Source organism: Streptomyces sp. NPDC059003 (assembly GCF_042740445.1).
GTDB lineage: Bacteria > Actinomycetota > Actinomycetes > Streptomycetales > Streptomycetaceae > Streptomyces.
This window is the reverse complement of record NZ_JBHYJH010000068.1, coordinates 13,386-33,343: the sequence shown is the minus strand read 5'-3', so window position 1 is coordinate 33,343 and position 19,958 is coordinate 13,386. Positions and strand designations below refer to the sequence as shown.

The 19,958-nt window shown below is 73.0% G+C and carries 14 protein-coding genes and 1 pseudogene; 9 read left to right on the top strand and 6 right to left on the bottom strand.

Features of this window, described 5'->3' with window-relative positions; genetic code table 11:
• Window positions 1-108: 108 nt before the first annotated feature.
• Window positions 109-5,250 carry a caspase family protein gene (locus ACFWZ5_RS23380; RefSeq protein WP_384797643.1) on the top strand — a complete coding sequence of 1,714 codons (5,142 nt, stop codon included), beginning with the start codon at window positions 109-111 and terminating at the stop codon, window positions 5,248-5,250.
• Here ACFWZ5_RS23380 and ACFWZ5_RS23375 read toward each other — a convergent pair.
• The gene (locus tag ACFWZ5_RS23375; protein WP_384797640.1) at window positions 5,226-7,712 is read right to left on the bottom strand and encodes a hypothetical protein; all 2,487 of its coding nucleotides are present in this window, start codon (window positions 7,710-7,712) and stop codon (window positions 5,226-5,228) included. The two genes, ACFWZ5_RS23380 and ACFWZ5_RS23375, sit on opposite strands and share 25 nt — an antisense overlap.
• Window positions 7,713-7,898: 186 nt before the next feature.
• Between ACFWZ5_RS23375 and ACFWZ5_RS23370 the strand changes: the two genes are divergently transcribed.
• Entirely contained in the window at window positions 7,899-8,042 is a 144-nt protein-coding gene (locus tag ACFWZ5_RS23370) for a hypothetical protein (protein ID WP_384797637.1), read from the top strand.
• 10 nt (window positions 8,043-8,052) lie between these two features.
• On the opposite strand, the gene ACFWZ5_RS23365 is transcribed toward ACFWZ5_RS23370, so the two are convergent.
• Window positions 8,053-9,321: a PucR family transcriptional regulator gene (locus tag ACFWZ5_RS23365; protein ID WP_384797634.1), complete on the bottom strand. Its 1,269-nt coding sequence runs from the start codon at window positions 9,319-9,321 to the stop codon at window positions 8,053-8,055.
• A gap of 303 nt (window positions 9,322-9,624) precedes the next feature.
• On the opposite strand from ACFWZ5_RS23365, the gene ACFWZ5_RS23360 reads away from it, so the two are divergent.
• The gene (locus ACFWZ5_RS23360) at window positions 9,625-10,479 is read left to right on the top strand and encodes a DUF4394 domain-containing protein (protein WP_384797664.1); all 855 of its coding nucleotides are present in this window, start codon (window positions 9,625-9,627) and stop codon (window positions 10,477-10,479) included.
• A gap of 56 nt (window positions 10,480-10,535) precedes the next feature.
• On the opposite strand, the gene ACFWZ5_RS23355 is transcribed toward ACFWZ5_RS23360, so the two are convergent.
• The 3 genes from ACFWZ5_RS23355 to ACFWZ5_RS23345 form a co-directional block, all read right to left on the bottom strand.
• Complete coding sequence (locus ACFWZ5_RS23355) at window positions 10,536-10,967, bottom strand: hypothetical protein (RefSeq protein WP_384797631.1); 432 nt, start codon at window positions 10,965-10,967, stop codon at window positions 10,536-10,538.
• Between the two features lie 5 nt (window positions 10,968-10,972).
• A complete protein-coding gene (locus ACFWZ5_RS23350; protein WP_384797628.1) occupies window positions 10,973-11,347 on the bottom strand; it encodes a roadblock/LC7 domain-containing protein in 375 nt (124 codons plus the stop codon).
• 93 nt (window positions 11,348-11,440) lie between these two features.
• A complete protein-coding gene (locus ACFWZ5_RS23345; RefSeq protein ID WP_384797625.1) occupies window positions 11,441-12,529 on the bottom strand; it encodes a MarR family transcriptional regulator in 1,089 nt (362 codons plus the stop codon).
• Window positions 12,530-12,992: 463 nt separating this feature from the next.
• Between ACFWZ5_RS23345 and ACFWZ5_RS23340 the strand changes: the two genes are divergently transcribed.
• Together ACFWZ5_RS23340 and ACFWZ5_RS23335 are read left to right on the top strand one after the other, a co-directional pair.
• Window positions 12,993-13,316 carry a hypothetical protein gene (locus ACFWZ5_RS23340; RefSeq protein ID WP_384797622.1) on the top strand — a complete coding sequence of 108 codons (324 nt, stop codon included), beginning with the start codon at window positions 12,993-12,995 and terminating at the stop codon, window positions 13,314-13,316.
• A gap of 280 nt (window positions 13,317-13,596) precedes the next feature.
• Window positions 13,597-13,862 (top strand): annotated as a pseudogene (locus ACFWZ5_RS23335) (hypothetical protein); the annotation flags it as partial.
• 101 nt (window positions 13,863-13,963) lie between these two features.
• Here the strand turns inward: ACFWZ5_RS23335 and ACFWZ5_RS23330 are convergent.
• Window positions 13,964-14,566: a TetR/AcrR family transcriptional regulator gene (locus tag ACFWZ5_RS23330; RefSeq protein WP_384797619.1), complete on the bottom strand. Its 603-nt coding sequence runs from the start codon at window positions 14,564-14,566 to the stop codon at window positions 13,964-13,966.
• 320 nt (window positions 14,567-14,886) lie between these two features.
• On the opposite strand from ACFWZ5_RS23330, the gene ACFWZ5_RS23325 reads away from it, so the two are divergent.
• The 4 genes from ACFWZ5_RS23325 to ACFWZ5_RS23310 all read left to right on the top strand — a co-directional run bounded on the left by ACFWZ5_RS23325 (window position 14,887) and on the right by ACFWZ5_RS23310 (window position 19,687).
• Window positions 14,887-16,329 carry a PQQ-binding-like beta-propeller repeat protein gene (locus ACFWZ5_RS23325; protein ID WP_384891251.1) on the top strand — a complete coding sequence of 481 codons (1,443 nt, stop codon included), beginning with the start codon at window positions 14,887-14,889 and terminating at the stop codon, window positions 16,327-16,329.
• Between the two features lie 88 nt (window positions 16,330-16,417).
• Entirely contained in the window at window positions 16,418-17,881 is a 1,464-nt protein-coding gene (locus ACFWZ5_RS23320) for an aminotransferase class I/II-fold pyridoxal phosphate-dependent enzyme (RefSeq protein WP_384797613.1), read from the top strand.
• 73 nt (window positions 17,882-17,954) lie between these two features.
• Entirely contained in the window at window positions 17,955-18,959 is a 1,005-nt protein-coding gene (locus tag ACFWZ5_RS23315; RefSeq protein ID WP_384797610.1) for a Ppx/GppA family phosphatase, read from the top strand.
• Between the two features lie 53 nt (window positions 18,960-19,012).
• The gene (locus ACFWZ5_RS23310; protein WP_384797607.1) at window positions 19,013-19,687 is read left to right on the top strand and encodes a hypothetical protein; all 675 of its coding nucleotides are present in this window, start codon (window positions 19,013-19,015) and stop codon (window positions 19,685-19,687) included.
• Window positions 19,688-19,958: the final 271 nt, after the last annotated feature.

The following is a 19,958-nucleotide window of genomic DNA, read 5'->3' as shown; positions in this document are numbered from 1 at the left end:
GCCATAGGTCGGGGGTTTCTTTGCGTTCCGGATCCGTGGGGCCGATCCCGCCCGCCACGGCCAGGCCAGGTGAAAGCATGGTCGGGTCGGAGGGGAACAGGGGGCCGGATGGAAGACCACGGACGCGTGGCCCTGCTCATCGGCGTGGGTGAGAACCCGGGAGCGGTACACGTTCTTCCGTCTCTGCGGGCCACGGTCGACGCGGATCTGCGCGTCCTGGGCGATGCCCTGCGCGGCAGCGGCTACGCGGTGGAGACCCTGCTGGATCCCACCCGGAACGAGATCACCGAGCGCCTCTCCTACCTCTCCGCGAGCGCGCCGCCCGGCAGCACCCTGCTCCTCTACTTCACCGGACACGGCGTCCGGATCGGCACCACCGACTACTTGGTGCCGTCCGACGCCCGCGCCCCCGCCGACGACGGCGGCGGCGCGGCCGGGTGGGAGCGGCCCCACGTACAGGAATCGCTCCTGCGGGCGGACATCAGCCCGTACCTGGCCAACTGCTCGGCCGGCACCGTGCTGTGGCTGATCGACGCCTGCCGCGGGGCGGTGGACGAGCAGACCCCCGCCTTCGGCAGCACCATCGTCCACGGCCCGCCCCACAGCGGCTTCGCCATGATGACCAGCTGCAGCCCCGGCGAGCTCAGCAGCTTGGCGGAGACCGGCAGCTTCTTCACGTCGTCGCTCGCCCGGGCCTTCGACCCGCTGACCGAGGCCACGACCGTGGAGCAGGTGTACGAGGCGACCAGACGCGAGACCCAGGCACTCGCGGCGCGGGCGGCGGCCGGGCCGCAAGCGGTGCTGATCCGCTACGGGAACGACCTGGCGGAGAAGACCCGGTCCCTGGAGGTCGCCCGGGGCAGACGGCTGCTGCAGGCCTGGCAGGACGCCGTTCGCACACCGGCCCTGTGGGAGCGGGTCCCGGACTGCGACACGGACACCGTGGCTCATCTCCAGGACTGCCTGTCCGCCCTGGCCACGCAGGCCGCCCGACACGTCCACCGGGCTCAGGAACGGCTGCCCGATCCGTGGGCCGACGACGAGTACCCGGTGCGGCTGCTGACCGACCGCCTCCCGCTGCTGCTGCCCAAGGGCGCGGAACTGTCCGCCCTGGAGGTCACCGCGCTGATCGCCGGCGTCCTGCTGCACGAGACGGCCTGGGCCGCGCGGCTGAGCCAGGCAGCCGAGTTCCATCCGCGACTCGTGCGGCGCAGAACCAAGGCCGACGCCCAACGGCGGCACTACGAGCAGATCACCGAGCACTACCCCCAGATCGCCGAGAAGCTCTCGGACGCGTACCTGTGGCTGGGGGACCCCGAGGACGATCGGCACGCCGTCGCGCTCTGGCTGGTGCACCGCTGGATCGAGGAACGGTTCGCGACCGACGAGGAGGCCGTGCCCGCGGTCCTTGTCGACAGCTTCGTGGCCCGGCTCCTCGACGTGGCACCGCCGACACCGGGCGAGCGGCTCGGCAGCCGGGCGGAGGCGCTGTCCACCGCGCTGCGCGCGATCGCCGCGGGCCTCGCCCTCGGGGCTCCGCCGGACGACCAGCGGCTGCCGCCGGACCGGCACGTCGTCCGCCGAACGGCGTGGCGCCTGCGCGTACGGCCCCTTGCGGCGCTGCTGCGGCTCGCGGGACTGCTGGCCTTCGACGCCCGGTGCCTGCCGGAGGTCCTCGCCGAACATCTCGCCGTCTCCGATCCGGTGGCGCCCCGCGAGGTGATCACCGTGCTCCGGGACGCCCTCTGGGACCTCGACCAGGACGGGAGCGCACCCTCGTATCTGCATCTGGACGCGGTCTGCCCGCATCCGGCGATCCACGCGGCACTCGCCTCCGTCGTCGAGGACGCCGACGACCTCGGGTACGTGCTGCGGGAGACGGCCCGCCAGCTCCCGCAGGACGAGGCCGCGCTGCTCCGGGGGCTGCCCGCCCGGCTGTCCGACCACCGGCTCCGGCCGGACCGTGAGCGCGGCACGGACGCCTACGACGTACCGCTCGCCCGCTTCTCGCTGGCACAGACCGAGATCCGTCGCCTGCTGATGGGCGAGAAGCTGTACGACGGCGAGCCCGAACTCGCCCTGCGGGAGCTGTACCAGAACGCCATGGACGCCTGCCGCTACCGGGAGATGCGCGTCCGGTACCTGCGGGCGCTCGGCCGTGAGCCGGCACCGTGGGCGGGCCGGATCCGCATCGAGGTGGGTGAGGACGGCCGCGGCACGTACGTCGAGTGCGTGGACAACGGCGTCGGCATGACCGCCGACCAGCTGAAGAGCACGTTCACCCGGGCCGGCCGCCGCTTCGACCAGTCGCACTCCTTCCGCCGGGAGCAGGCCATGTGGCTGCGGCACGACAGCTCGCTGCGGCTCTACCCCAACAGCCGTTTCGGCATCGGCGTCTTCAGCTACTTCATGCTCGCCGACGAGATGACGATCGTGACCCGGCCGGTCGGCCAGGACGGCCGCCCGGCCGACAAGGCGTTGCGCGTCGAGATCCCGGTCAGCGGCAGCCTCTTCCGGGTACGGGAGGACGACGAGCGCGACGGCACGGCGCTGCCCGACGGCGGCACCCGCGTCCGCCTTCACCTGCGCCGCGCGGGGGCGCTGCCCGGGGGCTCCGCCGTGTCGGTGCTGCGCTCCCTGGTCCTGCTCAGCGAGTTCCGCCTCGAGGTGTGCGACCAGGACGGTGCCGAGGAGACCTGGCTTCCCGGGCGGCTCAAGTCCGGTGACGAGCCGGGCTCCTTCTCCACCCGGTTCGCCGTCGAGGCGGTGCCGGGCACGTTGTGGTGGGTCTCGGGCGACGGAGCGATCGTGTGCGACGGGATCGCCACGGACAAGCGGACGTTCGGGTACGTGCTCAACCTGTCGGGAGCGCACGCGGGCGAACTCAGTGTCAACCGCAAGACGCTGGAGCGCTACGACGTCCTCTGGGCCGAGGAGCGGCTGCGGGAGGGCGCCCACGCGTTCGTCGCCGGGGCGGGACTGGACCTGGAGTGGCTGTGGAGCATGGAGTCGCGCGACCCCTCGACCGCCCGGGTTCTGTGGGAGGTCCTGCGGGGACGCGGGGTGCCGGCGTCGGTCGGCACCGGCCGGCAGGTGAACCTCGACGAGGTCGGCTGCTTCAGGCTGGACGCCTCCCTGGGCAGCCCGTCGGGGCGGCGTGAGAGCAAGGAGGAGACGCTCTCCGAGACCGTCCGGCCCTGGCGCCTCGCCGCCCTGCGCCCCGGGGTCCGGGGCCGCAAGGAGGCGCTGCCCTCGTCCCTCTCGGGCCACCCCGTGCCGCAGGCCGGATGGTCGGACATCGCGGCCAAGGTCGACGGCGACTGGCGTACGGCAGTCCTGATGGCCTATGAACAGCAGACAACGGTGGCGGAGGTGCTCCGCGCGACGCGGGGCATGCGCATCGCCCATCCGCGGCTCGCCGGTCCTGCCGTCCTCGGCGGCGGCGATCTGGACTGGACGCCGGACTTCACCGACTGGTGCATCGTGAACGGGCTCCTGGGCAGCAAGCCCGATCCGCTGAACCGTCACTTCGACATCACCGTCTGGGGGCGCCCCCTGCGGCGCAGGGAAGAGCCCGCCCCGACGATGTACTACCGGCACCCGCCCGACGACCTCTCCGGCATCACTCGCGCCTCCGCCAAGTTCCGCAAGCCGCTGGGCGAGCTCGCCGAGGCATGCTCCCGGTACGCGCCGTTCGTCGGCGGGGAACTGGGCGCCGCCCCGGCCCGGCACCGCGACCACGTCTGCACGGACGCCGAGTTGAGGATCCTCTACCTCCAGGAGGACGAGGACCACTGGCGGCCCGCCGTACATCCCTGGGACGTACCGGTGGTGGCCGCCGCGACAGGCGTCGACGTCGGCGAAGTGCACCGGCGGATGGCCGAGTTCGCCTGGCTGGGCCGCCCCGTGCCCGATCCGGTCCTGGCCGCCCGGTGGGGCGCCGTGCCGCCCGACGTCCTTCCCGTCCTGCGCCGCTACATCGAGCACGGCGCCGACGGCCGTCCCGTGCTGCCCTGGGCCGCCACCGTCGAACTGGCCGCGGAACACGAGATCTCGGTGCGGGAGGCCGAACGCGCCCTCGCCCGCGAGGCCGAAGCCCTCAGCGTGGTCCACCGTCGGCGCTACACCAAGCGCTCGCCCGGACGGGACGTGGTCCCCTCACCGGACACGGGCAACCTCGTACGGTGGCTGCACGAGACGGACATCCGCCTGGAGGACGGGGTCTCTCTCAGAGATCTCGCGTTCGCGCGCTCCCACGAGACGTCGTGGGAGGAACTCTCCTGGTCTGCGGACGAGTTGCGGGAGGCCGGAGTGGACCTGCCGGACGCGGCGAAGCTGCTGTGCTCCTGGGACGACCTGCCCACGCCCAGCAGGTACGCGTTCTCCGGGGAGGATCCCAGCTGGGACGGCGCCGACTATCCCGTACCGGCGACCTCGGCCGTGCTGTTCACCGGCAGCCAGCGGCTCCGGCAACAGCTGTCGGTCCTGTGGGACACCGCGTACCAGGAAGCCCGGAACCTGGGGCTGAGCGCCGGTCTCGTGGCCCCGCGACCGCCCGGGGAGCTGAGTACGTTCGTCCCGACGTGGGAGGAGACGGCGGCGCTGATCGCCGACGGGCCGCACGAGGACGTGGGCTACGAGTGGTTCGAGACGCCCCGCTGGGCTCCGCTCACCGCGCAGCGGCTCGTGGCGTACGCCCGTGTCCGCACTCTCGGTGCACGGGCCGCGTACCGGGCGATGGCCCCCTTGCGGGCCATCGGCGCGCTCGTACCGGAGCTGTCCGCCGAGGCGGAGGCCGCCCTGCCGGACGACGTGCCCACCGTCCACGATGTCGTGGCGGTCGATCCGGCGTACCGCGTCTCCGCTCCCGGATCCCCGCTGCTGCCGCTCGACCTGGTCAGCGTCGCCGGCCGCCTCGGCGAGTCCGTACGCCACACCTGGCGGCGCGTCGTGCCCTACCTCGCCCTGGAGGCAACACCGCCGCCGTTCACCGACGTGCCCGACGCCGTGCCCTGTTGGCAGGATCTCGCGATCCTCTCCGAGTGCCTCGACGGCACGCTCCCCGCGCTGACAGGACCGGTGGGGCAGGACCGGATCGAGCACTGCGCCCGGGCGGTGGGCGAGCCGCCCGAGTGGGTGCGCCAGCGCCTGGAGGTCTACGCGGGCCTGTTCGGACTCCGGCTGGCGCCCGCCGGCGAACAGGGCCCGCTCGCGCGCGGCGGTGGTCAGGCTCCGGACGCGCGGACGTGACCGACTGCCGACGGTGCCGCGCTCCACGGCTGCGAGATCTCGCCGTCGGGCTCCCAGCCGTACCGCAGCATGCGCCGCGCGTCCTCCGTGCGACCGGCTGACCGCAGCAGTTCCGCGTACTGGTGCCAGGCGTCCGGGTCGCCGGCGTGCGCAGCGCGGCGGAGGCGGTCGAGTGCCTCGTTCATGTGCCGAGTGGTGTGGAGGACCTCTGCCCCGGCGGGCCGCTGATCCGGGCGGCCCTGCTGCTGCCCGGGCGCATCGGCGACGCTCGGGCCCCGGGCCTGGTCGCCCTTGGCGAGCTCCTCCGCCTGATCCAGCACGGCGGTCAACTCCCCCCGCACCGGGTCGTCCTGTGCCTCCTGATCGACAAGACTCCGCAAGCGGTGCCGCAGCGTCGCGTCCACGGCCAAGTGCTTGAGCAACGCGCCCCACGCCCACGGAATCCTGGGACCGTCCTTCCCGTCCTCCTCCGCTACGCGCGGCAGCAGCCAGGACAGGACGGCGGCGCCGCTGTCGCCTCGCTCCCGCATCAGGGCAGCCGTCTGCATCACGGCGTACCCGCCGTTGGCCTCGGCCTCCTGCCGGTGATGGGCGAATGCCTCTTCCGTACGCCCCACCCTGTCCAGCAGGTAGGCCAACGACCCGTGTCCGCTGGTGACACCGGCAGCGATCGCGCGGCGGTAGCAGGCCTCTGCGTCCAGGTGTTCTCCGGCCTGGTGCTGGAGCATGCCCGCGTAGAGCCAGCCGTTGTGATGGCCCGCTTCGGCCGCTCTCTCGTACCAGGCGACGGCCTCGGCCCGTCGGGGCTTCTCCATGAGCCCGGCCGTCTGCACCATGGCCTGGGGGTCCCCGGCTTCCGCGAGAGGCAGGGACCACAGCAGCGCCTCGTCGTGCCGCCCCACCCCCTCCAGGAGTCGGGACGCCGATAGGGCAGCCCCCGGCACCCCCGCTTCGGTCGCGGCCGCGAGCAGCCGCAGAGCGATCCGCAGGTGCCCCCGTTCCCGGGCCGACTCGGCCAGGGCGGTCAGCGACTCCCCCGCGGCGTGGTCCGTCAGGGCGTCCCACAGCCCGGCCGGTGGGGCCTGGGCGTGCCGTTCCTTCCTGCCGTACTGGTCCAGGTAGTCCGCGAGCCTGACCTTGTCGGTGGTCAGGCGAGGCCGGCCGGGTTCGCGGAGGGTGACGGGCGTGAGGGGGCCGCGGGCGCCGTGCGACGGCTCGGCCAGTTCCGCCAGGGCGTGCTCGATGTCGCCGTCCGCCACCATGTCGTACTGATGGCGGGTGAGGTAGCCGCGGAGCGCCGCTTCCAGCAGGAGCTGGGGGAGAGCCGTGTCGTGCCCGAGGCGGCGGGCGTCCATGGCCGACTCGATGAGGGCCCGCTGCAGGGCCGTGGCGGTTTCGTACCGGTCGACGAGAGCGCGGCCACCGGCGAGGTACTGGGTGATCTGCCCCTGCTCGCCGTGGGCCAGCGCCTCCTGGAGCCGGAGGTCCGCGGCGGCGAGGCGCCGCAGCTCGGGCAGGTCCGCACCCTCGAAGGTGTCGGGTACGCGATGGTGTCTGCCGGTGAGCAGAGCACGCGCCTGTGCGTGCGGATCCCTGCGGTCGCCGACCCTGCGCGGCTTGACCAGGTCCCGCCACAGGACGGGCCAGGTCGTGCCCAGGGCCAGCAGCGGGCCCCGCCGCGGGTCGGCGAGCACCTCGCGCAACCGGGCGGCCGCCTGCTCGCCCCGGTCGCCGCCCAGGAAACGGTGGATCTCGTCGAGCCACAGGACCGTGCGGGGAGCGATGCCGTCCAGCGCGGCGAGCAGTGCTTCGGCGGGACTCGGTACGAGGGGATACACCAGCCGCCAGTCGGGGGGAAGCAGGCCGAGCGTCTCCCAGCACGCTCTTGTCTTTCCCGTGGAGGACTCACCGACGAGAACGGCGAGGGCGCTGGTCGGCTCCCCTGCGCCCTGCCCGGTGACGCCGTCCACCACGCCGGACAGCCACCGGTCGTGCCTGCGGCGGGCGTACAGCGGCAGCAGCGGCAACTCCGGTGCACCGCCGCCGTCGATGGCCTCGTGCACCTCCAGAGCGAACGGATCGGTGACCTCACGGACCGGCCGCCCGGGTCGGGCCGGCGTCGCGCGGAGACTCCGCGCCGGCTGCGCCCTCTCCAACAGGTCCCGCCAGTCACGCTCGTTGAGGACCTCGCCCGCCCAGGAACTCCACAGCCGCACCAGCGCCACTACGTCGTCGCTGCTCCTGTCGCTCGGGACCTGAGGGTCCCTGTCCGCGGTGAGCGGCACCCAGGCACTGATCCGCTGGTTGTCGACCGCCCTGTTGTACGGCGGCTTGCCGAGCGCCTGGCTCACCTCCCGCCGTGAGTACGCCCGACCGGCCCTGCGGCGTGCGGTCCGCGCCCGCTGTTCCAGTGCGCGCAGCTGCTCGACCAGTTCCCGTGCCCCCCGGGAGCGTGCCGTCACCCGCGGTCCCCCTCCTGCCCGCCGCCCCGTGCCCGCCCGCAGCGGGCACGGCGGGCACCTCGTCGAACAGCAGCGTAGGACGAATACGCCCGGCCCTCCCGCTCATCCGGGCCTCTTTCACGGCAACCGCAGAAGACTCCGGCCGACAGCTCGAAGCAGCAACACGACTGACCGGAGGAGCAATTGATGAGCAGGCCCGAGCAACGAAGGCGACGGCGCACCGCCCGCCACGTGGGGCGTGCCGCCCTGTTCGGCGCCGTACGCGGGATCGCCACCGCGGCGGGCTCGGCTCTCGTCGCGTGTGGCCTGGCGTGGTGGCAGAGCCGATGAGCGCACCGGTTCAGGGCCACGCCCCGGAGAGGCGTCGTGTGACGACCGCGCTGAGGATGCGGACGCCTCGGGTCGACGTCGGGGGGATGCCGGTGAGTTCGCGGACTCGGCGGAGGCGGTAGTCGAGGGTGCGGGGGTGGACGTTCAGGGCCGCTGCCGTGGTGGCGCGGTTCATGTCGTGGCGGTAGTACGCGTCCAGGGTGGCGACGAGGTCGGGGCCGGGGTCGAGGCGGCGGGCGACCGCCCTGAGCCAGTCGTCGACGTGCGGGATGTCCGCGGTCGCGAGCTCGACGAAGACGTCCGCCATCGTGTGCGCCTCCAGGGGGGCGGGTGCCCGGCGCAGCGGGGCCGCTCTGCTGATCCGTCTGGCCCGGTCGAGGGCGTCGGCGAGGTCGGAGAGGGGTGCGGTGGCGGTGCCCGCGGCGCAGGGGCGGCCGAGGGTCTGGGCGAAGTCGTGGACCAGGTCGTGGACGAGGGGGGTGGGGGTGAGGGGGTCGGGCACGAGGTTGTGCGGGCCCGGCGGCAGGGGGATCAGGGCTATCAGTTCGCCGCCCCTGCCGTTGCTCCTTCCATTGCCGGTGCCGGGGCCGGTGTCGGTGGCGGTGGCGGTGGCGGGCTGTGGGCACCACATCAGGGGGACCTGGTGGGTCTTGGCCAGGGCCTCGATCTCGTGGTCCAGGTCGTGGTCGCCGGTGGGGCGGTCCGGGGCTCGGATCACCGTGACCGCGCAGCGCTCGGGGAGTTCCATGCCCACGGATGCGGCGAGCTCCGCCGCCATGGCGTCCGCGGTCAGGAGCGACCTGGTGAGGAGGGCGACCTGTTCGCCGTACGGCAGGCGGCGGCGCAGGGCCGTCACGAATCCCCTGCGGTACGCGCCGATGCCGCGCTCGCCCTGCGGAGCGAACCAGCTCATCATCCGCAGGAGTTCCTCGGCGTCGCCGCCGCGCTGCGCGTCGGTGGCCTCGTTGATCTCGCGCAGCATGAGCGCGGTGTGCAGGCGCAGGATCCGCTGCCGTGAGTCCAGGGACAGGCCCGTCCCGCCCCGCGCCTCGCCCATCGACGCGATGCAGTCGAGGTCGGCGTCCGTCAACGCGCTGTTGGTCGGGGCGAGTTCGTTCGTTCGGTGGCGCAGCCACACCGCGTACTCCAGCGTCTCGGCCCTGGCCCGGGGGTTCGCGTCCAGGAGCGCGAACTCCGGAATCTCGCGCGCGTACGTCTCGACCTCGCGGCGCGCGTTCATCGCCGCCTTCCGGGCCAGCTCGGCGAAGAGGCTCCCCATGATGGCGAGCATGACATTCCGGGTGGTCGGTCAACAGATGAAAACCGGACGGGATTTGTCACTCCGGGTGAATCGGGTGCTGCGTATCGTCCGTGCTTTTATCACGGGGCGCAAACTTGCCGGACCTGGGCCTTCTTGACGCCCCATCCGCTTGTCGGGCCACGGTGGCGCCCGCTTAATGGGAAGCCAGCAGCCATATTTCATATGGGCACGCCGCGCTCATATGCGTACGCCACGCACTGACTTTCTTTCAGCCTGGGAGGGGAAAATTCAATGAACGCGAAAGCGCTGTCCAAGAGAATCATGGCGGCGGTCGCCGTCCTGTCCGCGTCGGCCGCGCTCCTGGTGAGTGCCCCGGGCACCGGCTCCGCCGCCCCCGACCGCGCCGCCGTCCCCAGCCTGCGGGCGTTCGGGATCTCCGGGGACGGCACCCTGATGGCCATGTTCACCACCGACCGGCCGAACGTGCTCGACTGGGTGCGGACCATCAACGGACTCTCCGGCGACCAGAAGCTGATCGGCATCGACTTCCGCGTCCAGGACGGTCTGCTGTACGGCGTCGGCGACAAGGGCGGCATCTACACGATCAAGACCCCGCCGGCCACCCCGGACGTCGTCGTCACCAAGGTCTCCCAGCTCCAGATCGCGCTGTACGGCACCAACTTCGGCGTCGACTTCAACCCGGCGGCCGACCGGCTCAGGGTGATCAGCGACAACGCCCAGAACCTGCGGCACAACCTCAACGACCACACCACGACCGAGGACGGCATCCTCACGACGCCGCCCTCGCCCTCGCCCGCCCGGGGCGTCACCGCGGCCGCGTACACGAACAACGACCTGAACGGGTCGACCGGGAGCGTCCTGAACGACATCGACACCCGCGTCGACCAGCTCGTCATCCAGGCCCCGGCCAACAACGGCACCCTGTCCCCCGTCGGCGCCCTCGGCTTCGACGCGGGCGCCAACGCGGGCCTCGACATCTTCAGCACCGTGGTCAACGGCAAGACGACCACGAACACCGCCTTCGCCGCGCTCACCCCGTACGGCGCGAACAACCCGTCCCTCTACACCGTCAACCTCTTCACCGGCGAAGCGACCCAGATCAACCAGTTCCCCCTGAGCATCACGGACTTGGCCATCTCCCTCACCGGCAGCTGAGCCCGTCCCCGGGGCCCTGGCCGTCACCGTCCAGGGCCCCGGCGCTCACCCCAGCGTCACAGACCCGCGTACTCGCGTACCACGCGGCGGGCCTGGGCGAAGAGCATTCCTGCGTTGACCGACTTGCGGCAGACGGCTACCGCTACCACGTCCTGGCGGTCGTTCATGCGGATGAACAAGTGGGTCAAGTGGTCGCTGTTCACCAGGATTTCCTGGAAGTAGTGCTGGTCGCTGTCGACGCCCCTGCGCTCCTTGAAGACGTCCTCGATCATCACCACCGTGCGGCCCTGGAACAGGTCGAGGGTCGCCCCGGCCAGCAGGTCGAGGACCTCCGGCGGGTGGCTGTCCACCGTCTCGCAGGACAGCAGCATGCCCGTGGACATGTCGACGACCCCGCTGGCCAGGCAGTCCGGTGTCTCCGAGCGGAGGGCCTTGGCCAGGGCCATGCACTGGTCCGAGAAGCCCTGCGGCATTCGTTTGCCCGCCATGTCTCTCACGCCCCGTCGGTCAGGATGGTCTCGATGCGCCGCAGCGCCGGCTGCGACTCCCGGTGCAGCCGGTCGAGGTCGAGGCCCTCGTCGCCCAGGACGACGACCAGCGCCTTGTCGCCGGCCGCGTACACCGCCGCGCAGCCCCTGCTGCCGTACGACACGGTCCGGCGCAGCATGCCCCGGTCGGTCGCCGAGGTCAGGCGCTGGGACACCGCCAGGCTCGCCGCCGCGAGCGCGGCGAGTCCGTCCGGGTCGATCGCCTCGTCCGTGTCGGACGCGATGAGCAGTCCGTCGGCGGCCGCCACCGCCGTGTCCGTGATCCCCGCCAACTGCTCGCGCAGGTCCCGCATTTCCGTTGTCAATGCCTCGTGGTTCATTCCATGGCCCCTCGCCCATATGCGGTTTGTGTGCTCGGTACGTTGTGTCTTCTTGGTGCGTTGTGTTCTTCGTGGCTCTTCCGGGAGGGGGCTTCAGGTGCCGGGGTCCGTCGAGCGGTTCCGGCTGCCCCATCGGAGGAGCCCTTTCCAGCTCGCTGCGGGGTGGCCCGCGGCGAGAGTTCCGGTCATGCCGCTGGCCCCGGGGCTGCGGCGTGGGAGGTCGTCGGCGGGCGGTTCCGGCGCGCGGGTCGGCGCTCGGCGGGAGAGGGGCGCGGGGGACGGGCCCGGGGCGGGTGCGGGGGTGCTCGGGCCCGCCCGTTCCAGGAGGCCCTCGCCGAGCATCCGGGACGCCTCCACCGTCACCGTGTAGACGCCCCGGCCCGATGTGAACGCGATGTCCCTCGGGGTGCGGCGGCCGTCGGCGAAGTAGAGGATCTCCCTGCGTACGGGAGCCAGGGTCTCGGCGCGGGTGGCGGCGTGCGCGCCGATGGCGGTGGTCTGGCGCAGGCGGTGCCGGTCGGGGAGTACGGCCCCGGGGAGCGCGGCGAGCGCCGTGAGCTTGCGCGCGGCCTCCTGGAGGAGTCGGGCCGGTTCCTCGCCCCGGGCGGCACTCGGCGGGGGCGGTGCGGGCCGGTTCCGTTCGGTGGCTGCGCACCGCTCCCGGTCGGCGGCTGCGCACCGCTCCCGGTCGGCGGCCGCGAACCGCTCCCGGTCGGCGGCCGCGAACCGGTCCCGGTCCGCGGTCAGCACGCGGTCCGGCGTGGTCGCGCACTCCGATATCTCCCCCGCGAGCACCGCGAACACCGCGTCCCGCAGCGCCATCACCGAGAGGACCCGCAGCTCCGCCGCCCCGATCGCGCCGCGCGCCACCAGCTCGGCGCCGGGGTCCCCCGCCACGCGCCCGACCCCGCCTGCCCCGGTGCCGCCACCGCCCCGCCCCGACGCCACCGCCTCCTCCCACGCCTCGTCGCTCAACCGGCCCGAGCGCAGCAGCAGCACCTCAAGACCGGGAGCGCCGGGGCTCACGACGGCGACGACGCGCCCCCGCGACAGGTGGAACACCCCGCCGGGGCGGCCGAGCACCCGTACCGCCCCGGTGACCGCGTCGGCCTCGCACTGGGCGAGCGTGCGGGACAGGAGGGCGTGCCCGGTCGTGCCGAGGAGGCCGTGCAGGTCCGACATCGCTCCCCTTGGCTGCCGAGCCGTGGTGGACGAAAGGGCCGGTCCGGATCCGGGCATCCCGACGCACGGCATGCCGAATTCCCGTACTGGGCACGTGAATTCACACTGATGCCCGACGTGGGCATCGAGGGGGCATGTCTACCAATCAGCACGCACATTCCCGTGGCACTCGCGCAATGTGACGGATTGTGGTCCCGCATGGCCTGCGCGTACCCCTTTCCGACCGGGTCGGGGACCGAGTACTTGACGGTCACCGATCCGTGGTCCGGCCATTCGCGCGTGCTGCCGAATTACGTCACCGAACGGGCACCCGACAGCACGGTCCTGTCGTCATCCGGCACGTTCCGATGGATTCCGACGGAATGCGCCAGGCCCTTCCGCCGGTGCCGTCGCCGTGCATAACCTTCCGCGTCATCGCGGCGCCGCGGGCGCGTCGGGGCGCCGCGTGGGGAGGGGAGTCCGCGTGCCCGGTATCGACGTGTGTCTGGGTGAAGTCATGGCCTTGCCGGGCGCGCGGGGCGCCGCCCTCGTGGACTGGACCTGCGGGCTCGCCCTGGGCTCCGCCGGGCGGCCGCCGCACGGCAGGACCGACGCGGCCGCGGCCGAGACCGCCGACCTCGCCCGCCTGTCCGTCGAGTACGGCACGTTCCATCCACCCGCCCCCGACGGGCGCGGCACGGCCGACGGCAGCGTCCTGCTGCACGTGTGGCTCGACCGCCACGCGGGCAACCTCGCCGTCGCCCGGCTCCGCCTCCAGGTCGTCGCCCGCAGGCTGGTCCTCGAATGAGGCCCGGAAGCCGGTCCCGGAATGAGGACGGCGGCCACCGAAGCCGCGCTGCCCACGCGGTACCCGATGCTCCTTCGCCTCGCCGCGGCGCCGGGCGTCGACGTGCTGCTCACCCCGGGCGGCGGCCTGTCCCGCGCGGCCTGGGACGAGGCGGCGAGCCGGGCGGGGCCGCGCCGCGGGCTCGGCCAGATCCTCGTCGCCGAGGGGCATGTGACGTACGGGGAGTTGGAGATCTGTCTGCTCACTGCGCTGTTCGACCTCGCCGACCCCGCCCCTGCCCCTGCCCGACGTCGACGGCCATGTCCTCGCCGTCGACGCCACCGACGAGGGGGCACAGCGCCTCGCCGCCCTCACCACGGATGCCCTCGGCGGCAACAAGGAACTCGACCCGTCGGTGGCCGCCGCGGGCAACTCCGACGTGGTCCGCGCCAAGGTGCGCACCATGGAAATGCCGGGCTCAAGAGCGAGATCGAGGACATCCTCAGCACGCTCAACGGCCAGTACCACCTGATCCGGCTGATCAAGTCCCGTAACAGCAGCGGGCTTTCCTCGATCCGGCGCTCGACCGGGACGAGGCGGAGCTGGACGTCTGACGTCCACCCGGTTCCACCCCGGCCGGGGGCCGACGTCACCGGCCTCCGGCCTCATCACGCCCCGTCGGGCCGCAGCGACCGCCAGATCCGGTCCGGCAGGACCCGCGCGGCCTCGTCCAGGTCCACCTCGTACGTGCTGGAGAGCCAGCGGTGGGCCGTCTCCGCGACCGGGCCAAGCACCAGGACCTCGATGAGGTGGGCGGGCAGCGGGACCACCTCGCCCGCGGCGACGCGGGGCTGCATCCAGGCCGCGATGGGGGCGAACTTGGTCTCCTTGACCGCCATCACCTGCCGCGCGTGCGCCGTCAGATAGCCGGAGTAGGCCGAGCCGTGCAGGAACAGGGCCTCGTCGCGGTGCTCGCGGGTGAAGTCGAGGTACGCCGTGACGAAGGCCCGGATGCCGGTGCGGGCGGTGCGGCAGCGGGTGACCGCGGCCACCACCGGGTCGCAGAGCCGGTCCACGCAGCGCAGGTAGAGCGCCGCCGCCAGGCCGTCGAAGCTGCCGAAGTGGTGGTACAGGCTGCCGAAGCTCACGCCGCTGGCCGCGGTCACCGCGTTGACCGTGAAGCCCTGTTGGCCCGACTCCGCGTACACCTGCAGCGCGCTGTCGAGGAGCAGGTCGACCGTTGCCTCGCCCCGCTGCTGTTTCGCCGCCATGGCGTCAAGCGTAGAGCAGATCGGGCAGGTCCAAGGGGGTTGCAGGGGCTTCGAGTTGGATTTCTTTTCTAGAAAGTATCTCCAAGTCCGGCGTCGTTCGTGCACACTTTCGGCATGGCAAGTCCCCTGCCCCGGCGGCCACATGGCGCTGCTCCGGTACGCGTCGTACGCCTGTCCCTGGAGACCCGATGAGTCAGCAGTTCCCGCCGCCCGAGAACACACCGCGGGGCAGCTTCGGACCGCCGCCGCAGATACCCGGTCCCGGTCCTGGTCCCGGATCCGCTTCCACTCCCGCTCCCGGTCCCGGTTTCGGTCCGCCCGTGCCTCCGCCGCCGGAGGGCTTCGGGCCCCCGCAGGCCCCGCCCACCGGCGGCGGGGGCGGGCGCCGCCGGGCCGCCGCCGTCGTCGCGAGCGTCGTCGCGCTCGCGCTCGCCGCCGCCGGCGGGGCCTGGTACGTCGCGTCGTCCGGTGACGACGAGGACGGCGGCGGCAAGGGCGCGCGCAAGAAGCCCGCGGCCGCCAAGCCCCAGGAGACCGTGCCCAAGAACCCCGAGGCCACCTTCCACGGCGGCGCCCCGGTGCCGAAGCTGCCCAAGAAGGAGAGCACCTGGCCCGTCGGCGGCTCCTGGCTCACGGACAAGGTGTACGTGAAGTCGTCGGTGTCCAAGGTCATCGGGCTCGACGCCGGCACGGGGAAGAAGCGGTGGGCCTTCGACAAGCCGGGCCAGTCGTGCGCGGGGTCGCCGGAGGTCGGCGCGGGCGGGATCGCCGTGGTGGTCACCGCCCCCACCCCGCACGACGATCGCGGGTTCCGCGCGCCCTGCACGCAGATCACCGCGTTCAAGGTCGACACCGGCGACAAGCTGTGGACCAAGTCGGTCACCATCGGCTACCAGAAGGACAAGGCGGAGTTCAACCAGGCCGCGATCAGCGGGAACACCGTCGCCGTCGGCGGCATCCGCGGCGGTGCCGCCTTCGACCTGCGCACGGGTGCGCTGCGCTGGAAGCCGCGGGCGGGCGCGAAGTGCTGGGACGTGGGGTACGGCGGCGGGGAGCGGCTCGTCGCGGTCCGCGCGTGCGGCGACATCGTCAGGCCGTCGTACCGGATCCAGCTGCTCGACCCGACCTCCGGCAAGCCGCGGTGGAGCCACCGGCTGCCCGAGGGCGTCCGCGGCCCCAACGTGATCTCCACCAAGCCGGTGGTGATCGGCCTGGACTCCGGGGAGATCAGCGACTCCGGGGCCAGCGACGTCTTCTCGCTCGACGAGCGCGGCAAGCTGCGCGCGCGGATCACGCTCGAGGACCGCAGGTACCTGCACGACTGCGACACCGCGTCGATCGTCAACGACTGCATCGGCATCGTCGTCGGCAACGGCCGCCTGTACGTGCCGACCGCGCGCCGCGACGCGCCGGACGGGATCAGCTCGCTGAACGACATCGTCGTGTTCTCCCTCGCCACCGGGAAGATGACGGGCCAGCGGGTCTCGTCCGGCGCGGGCGGCAGCCCGATGTTCCCACTGCGCATGGACGGCCCCAACATCCTCGCGTACCGCAGTCGCCTCGGCACGCAGGTGCTGTCCCTCGACGGGCGGACCCTGAAGCCGACGACGCTCCTGACGACGAAGAAGTCGGCGAGCGCGATTCCCCCGCTGATGTCCGAGGTGCGGTACGGCCACGGGCGGCTCTACGTCAGTACGGATCTGGTGTCGAAGCCGTACTCGAAACGACCGCAGCCGATGATGATCGTCTTCGCCCGGGAGTAGCCGGAGTAGTAGGGAGCAGCCGGGAGCAGCAAGGAGTAGTCCACCGCCGGGCGGGCCGAATCGGGGTACCCGTACGAGCATGGAACCCATGGATCACACGGTCGCGCCCGTGCTCGACGCTCTCGACGCGTTCCACGCCCGCGGCCGTCTTTCCTTCACGCCGCCGGGGCACAAGCAGGGGCGGGGGGCCGATCCGCAGGCGCGGCGGGTGCTCGGGGACGCCGTGTTCCGGTCGGACGTGCTCGTCGTCGGCGGCCTCGACGACCGGCTCGAGCGCGGGCACGTGCTGCGGCACGCGGAGCGCCTGATGGCCGACGCCGTGCACGCCGAGCACACGTACTTCACGACGTGCGGCAGCTCCCTCTCGGTGAAGGCGGCGATGCTGACGGCGGCGGGGCCCGGCGACCGGCTCCTGATCGGCAGGGACGCGCACAAGTCGGTGGTGGCCGGTCTGATCCTGTGCGGCATCGACCCGGTGTGGGTGGAGCCGCGGTGGGACGTGGAGCGTGCGCTCGCGCACCCGCCGTCCGCGGCCGCGTACGAGGAGGCCTTCGCCCGGCATCCGGACGCGCGCGGCGCGCTCGTCACCAGCCCGACGCCGTACGGCAGTTGCGCGGATCTGCGGGCCATCGCCGACGTGTGCCACGCCCGCGACCTGCCGCTGATCGTCGACGAGGCGTGGGGCGCGCACCTGCCGTTCCACGACGACCTGCCGGCGTGGGCGATGGACGCGGGCGCCGACGTCTGCGTGACCAGCATCCACAAGATGGGCAGCGGCCTGGAGCAGGGCTCGGTGTTCCATCTGCGGGGCGGGCGGATCGACCCCGCCGAACTGGCGTCGCGCGCCGACCTGCTCGGCACCACAAGCCCCTCCGCCCTGATCTACGCGGGCCTCGACGCCTGGCGCCGCCAGATGGTCCTGCACGGGCAGCGGCTGCTCTCCGACGCGCTGCGGCTCACCGCCGAGGTGCAGGCCGGCATCGAGGAGATCCCCGGCCTGCACGTCAACGGCCGCGCCGACCTCACCGGGCCCGGCCTCGCCGCCGACCTCGACCCGCTGCCCACGGTCATCGACGTGTCGGGGCTCGGTACGACCGGCTACCGGGCCGCCGACTGGCTGCGCGAGCACCACGAGCTGGTCGTGCACATCAGCGACCACCGGCGGATCGGCGCGCAGCTCACCCACGCCGACTCCCGCGAGACCACCGACCCGCTCCTCGAAGGCCTGCGCGACCTCGCCGCGCACCGGGACGAGCTCGCCGGCGCGCCGCGCGTGGCCGTGCCGACCCCGGCCGAGCTGCGGATGGAGCAGGTGTGCCTGCCGCGCGACGCGTACTTCGGCGACGTCGAGGCGGTGCCGGTGGCGGCGGCGGAGGGGCGGGTCGCCGCCGAGATGGCCACGCCGTATCCGCCGGGCATCCCGGCGGTGCTGCCCGGGGAGCGCCTCACCCGGCCGGTCCTCGACTACCTGCGCAGCGGGCTCGCCGCGGGCATGGACATCCCCGACACCGCCGATCCCGGCCTGCGCACGATCCGCGTACTCAGGAACTGAGCCGGGAGCGGCGCGGGAGCGACCGGTCACGCGCCCGAGGCATGTTCCGCCCCCGCTGGGTACTCGCCCGCGCATGCGGATGAGCGTGGTGGACGTGGGCTCGAACACGGTGCGGCTCGTGATCGCCGACGCGGCGGACGGGGTGCCGCTGCCGGTGCACACGGCGAAGTGGAAGCTGCGGCTCTCCGAGCACGTGGTGCCCGGCGGGCCCATCGGTGAGGAGCCGGTGCGGCGCCTGGTCAAGGCCATGGCATCGGCCGCCGCGACGGCCGCGCGCTGGGGCACCGAGAGCCCGCTCGCCTTCGCCACGGCCGTTCTGCGCGACGCCCCGAACCGGCTCGAAGTGCTGCGGACCGTCCGGGCGGAGACCGAGGTGCGGCTGTGCACGCTGCCCGGCGAGGTGGAGGCCGAGCTGACGTTCCTCGGGGCGCGCAGGTGGATGGGGTGGCGGTCCGGGCCGCTCGTCCTCTTCGACATCGGCGGCGGCTCCCTGGAGGTGGCCTTCGGGCGCGGCCGCCTCCCCGACTTCATGGCGTCCCTGCCGCTCGGCGCGAACCGGCTCACGCACGAGTGCTTCCACGACCAGGACCCGCCGTCCGACGCGGCCCTCAGGGCGCTGCGCCGCCGGGCCCGCCATCAGCTGCGGGACGTGGCGGCGCGGATCCGCTGGGAGGGGCCGCACACCGGGGTGCTCACCTCGCGCACGTTCCAGCAGCTCGCGCGGCTCGCCGGGGCGGCGCCGGGGCGGCAGGGACCGTTCGTACGGCGGGAGTTGACGCGTTCCGGTCTGCACGAGGCCGTCGAACGGCTCGCCGCGCTGCCCGCCGCCGAGCGGGCCCGGCTGCCCGGCATCTCCGCGCCGCGCGCCACGCAGAGCCTCGCCGGGGCGATCGTCGGCCATACGGCGATGAAGCTGACCGGCGTCCGGTCCGCCGTCGTCTGCCCCTGGGCGATCCGCGAGGGGGTGCTGCTGCGGCATCTGGAGGACGGCAGCGCGTGGTGGGACGGGGTCTCGCGGGAGGCGGACGACGCGGCCGCGCCCAACGCGGTGCCGCTCCGCCGGGCTGCCGCGCCCTGACCCGATCGCTTAGCCTGGCCCCAGTAGAACAAATGTGTGCGAAGGGCCGACTCATGGGCGGGACCAGGCGCGTCCTGCGTCAGGAGTGGCGGAATGTGGGCGTCGGGGCCTGGCGGGAACTGCGGTCCCGTGGGGTCGCCGGGGTCTGGCTCGCGGTGCTCGGCACCCTCGCGATGATCGTTCTGCACGAGCTCCAGCAGGTGCCGGCGAGCGACGAGGTCGTCCGGTTCGTCGGGGAGGTGCGGGCCGACCAGCCGCTGTGGCAGTCGCTTCTGCGCACCCCCGTGTCCGTCTTCGTGCCGACCCGGGACCAGCCGGTGTGGGGCGGCATCCCCCGGCTCGTCCTCTCCTTCGGCCTGGCCCAGCCGCTCGTCGGGCCCGGGCGGACGCTGCTCGTGGCGTACGGGGCCACGCTGGCCGGGACGCTCAGTGCGCGCGTGATGGTGGCGCTCGGGCCCGACTGGCCCGGGGGCCTGTCGGAGGAGTACGCGCACTCGGTCGATACCGGGGCCTCCGCGGCCGTCGTGGGGCTCTTCGCCTATCTGTCGGTGCGGATGCGGGCGCCCGTCCTGTGCCTGGTCACCGTCGTCCCGACGGTGATCGGCTCCCTCCTCAAGCCGAACCTTGCCGGGCGGGAGCATCTGGTGGCGGTGGGTGTGGTGGTGGGGGTGGCGGTGGCTGTGGAGGTGGTGCGGGTGCGGCGGGGTGCCTCGCGGGTGCGCCCCTGACCCGCCCCTTCCCGAAACTAGGGGCTCCGCCCCTAGGACCCCTTTTATCCGGCGCTCCGCGCCTCGTCCTCAAACGCCGGACGGGCTGAATTTTCTCGCCGCTGCCGGCTGGTATCTGCGGGGGGTCTGGGGCGACAGCCCCAGTGGAAAGGGCGGGTGGGTGGGGGAAATTAGCCCGTCCGGCGTTTGAGGACGAGCGCGGAGCGCGATGAGAGGGCGGGCGGGTGGGGGAATCGAGCCTGCCCGGCGTTTGAGGGCGAGCGCGTGAGCG

Excerpts from the sequence above, each read along its gene's own strand:
- ACFWZ5_RS23380 (WP_384797643.1), top strand. The coding sequence starts at position 109 with ATGGAAGACCACGGACGCGTGGCCCTGCTCATCGGCGTGGGTGAGAAC.
- ACFWZ5_RS23370 (WP_384797637.1), top strand. The coding sequence starts at position 7,899 with ATGAGCAGGCCCGAGCAACGAAGGCGACGGCGCACCGCCCGCCACGTG.
- ACFWZ5_RS23365 (WP_384797634.1), bottom strand. The coding sequence starts at position 9,321 with ATGGGGAGCCTCTTCGCCGAGCTGGCCCGGAAGGCGGCGATGAACGCG.
- ACFWZ5_RS23360 (WP_384797664.1), top strand. The coding sequence starts at position 9,625 with ATGGCGGCGGTCGCCGTCCTGTCCGCGTCGGCCGCGCTCCTGGTGAGT.
- ACFWZ5_RS23355 (WP_384797631.1), bottom strand. The coding sequence starts at position 10,967 with ATGGCGGGCAAACGAATGCCGCAGGGCTTCTCGGACCAGTGCATGGCC.
- ACFWZ5_RS23350 (WP_384797628.1), bottom strand. The coding sequence starts at position 11,347 with ATGAACCACGAGGCATTGACAACGGAAATGCGGGACCTGCGCGAGCAG.
- ACFWZ5_RS23345 (WP_384797625.1), bottom strand. The coding sequence starts at position 12,529 with ATGTCGGACCTGCACGGCCTCCTCGGCACGACCGGGCACGCCCTCCTG.
- ACFWZ5_RS23330 (WP_384797619.1), bottom strand. The coding sequence starts at position 14,566 with ATGGCGGCGAAACAGCAGCGGGGCGAGGCAACGGTCGACCTGCTCCTC.
- ACFWZ5_RS23320 (WP_384797613.1), top strand. The coding sequence starts at position 16,418 with ATGGATCACACGGTCGCGCCCGTGCTCGACGCTCTCGACGCGTTCCAC.
- ACFWZ5_RS23315 (WP_384797610.1), top strand. The coding sequence starts at position 17,955 with ATGCGGATGAGCGTGGTGGACGTGGGCTCGAACACGGTGCGGCTCGTG.
- ACFWZ5_RS23310 (WP_384797607.1), top strand. The coding sequence starts at position 19,013 with ATGGGCGGGACCAGGCGCGTCCTGCGTCAGGAGTGGCGGAATGTGGGC.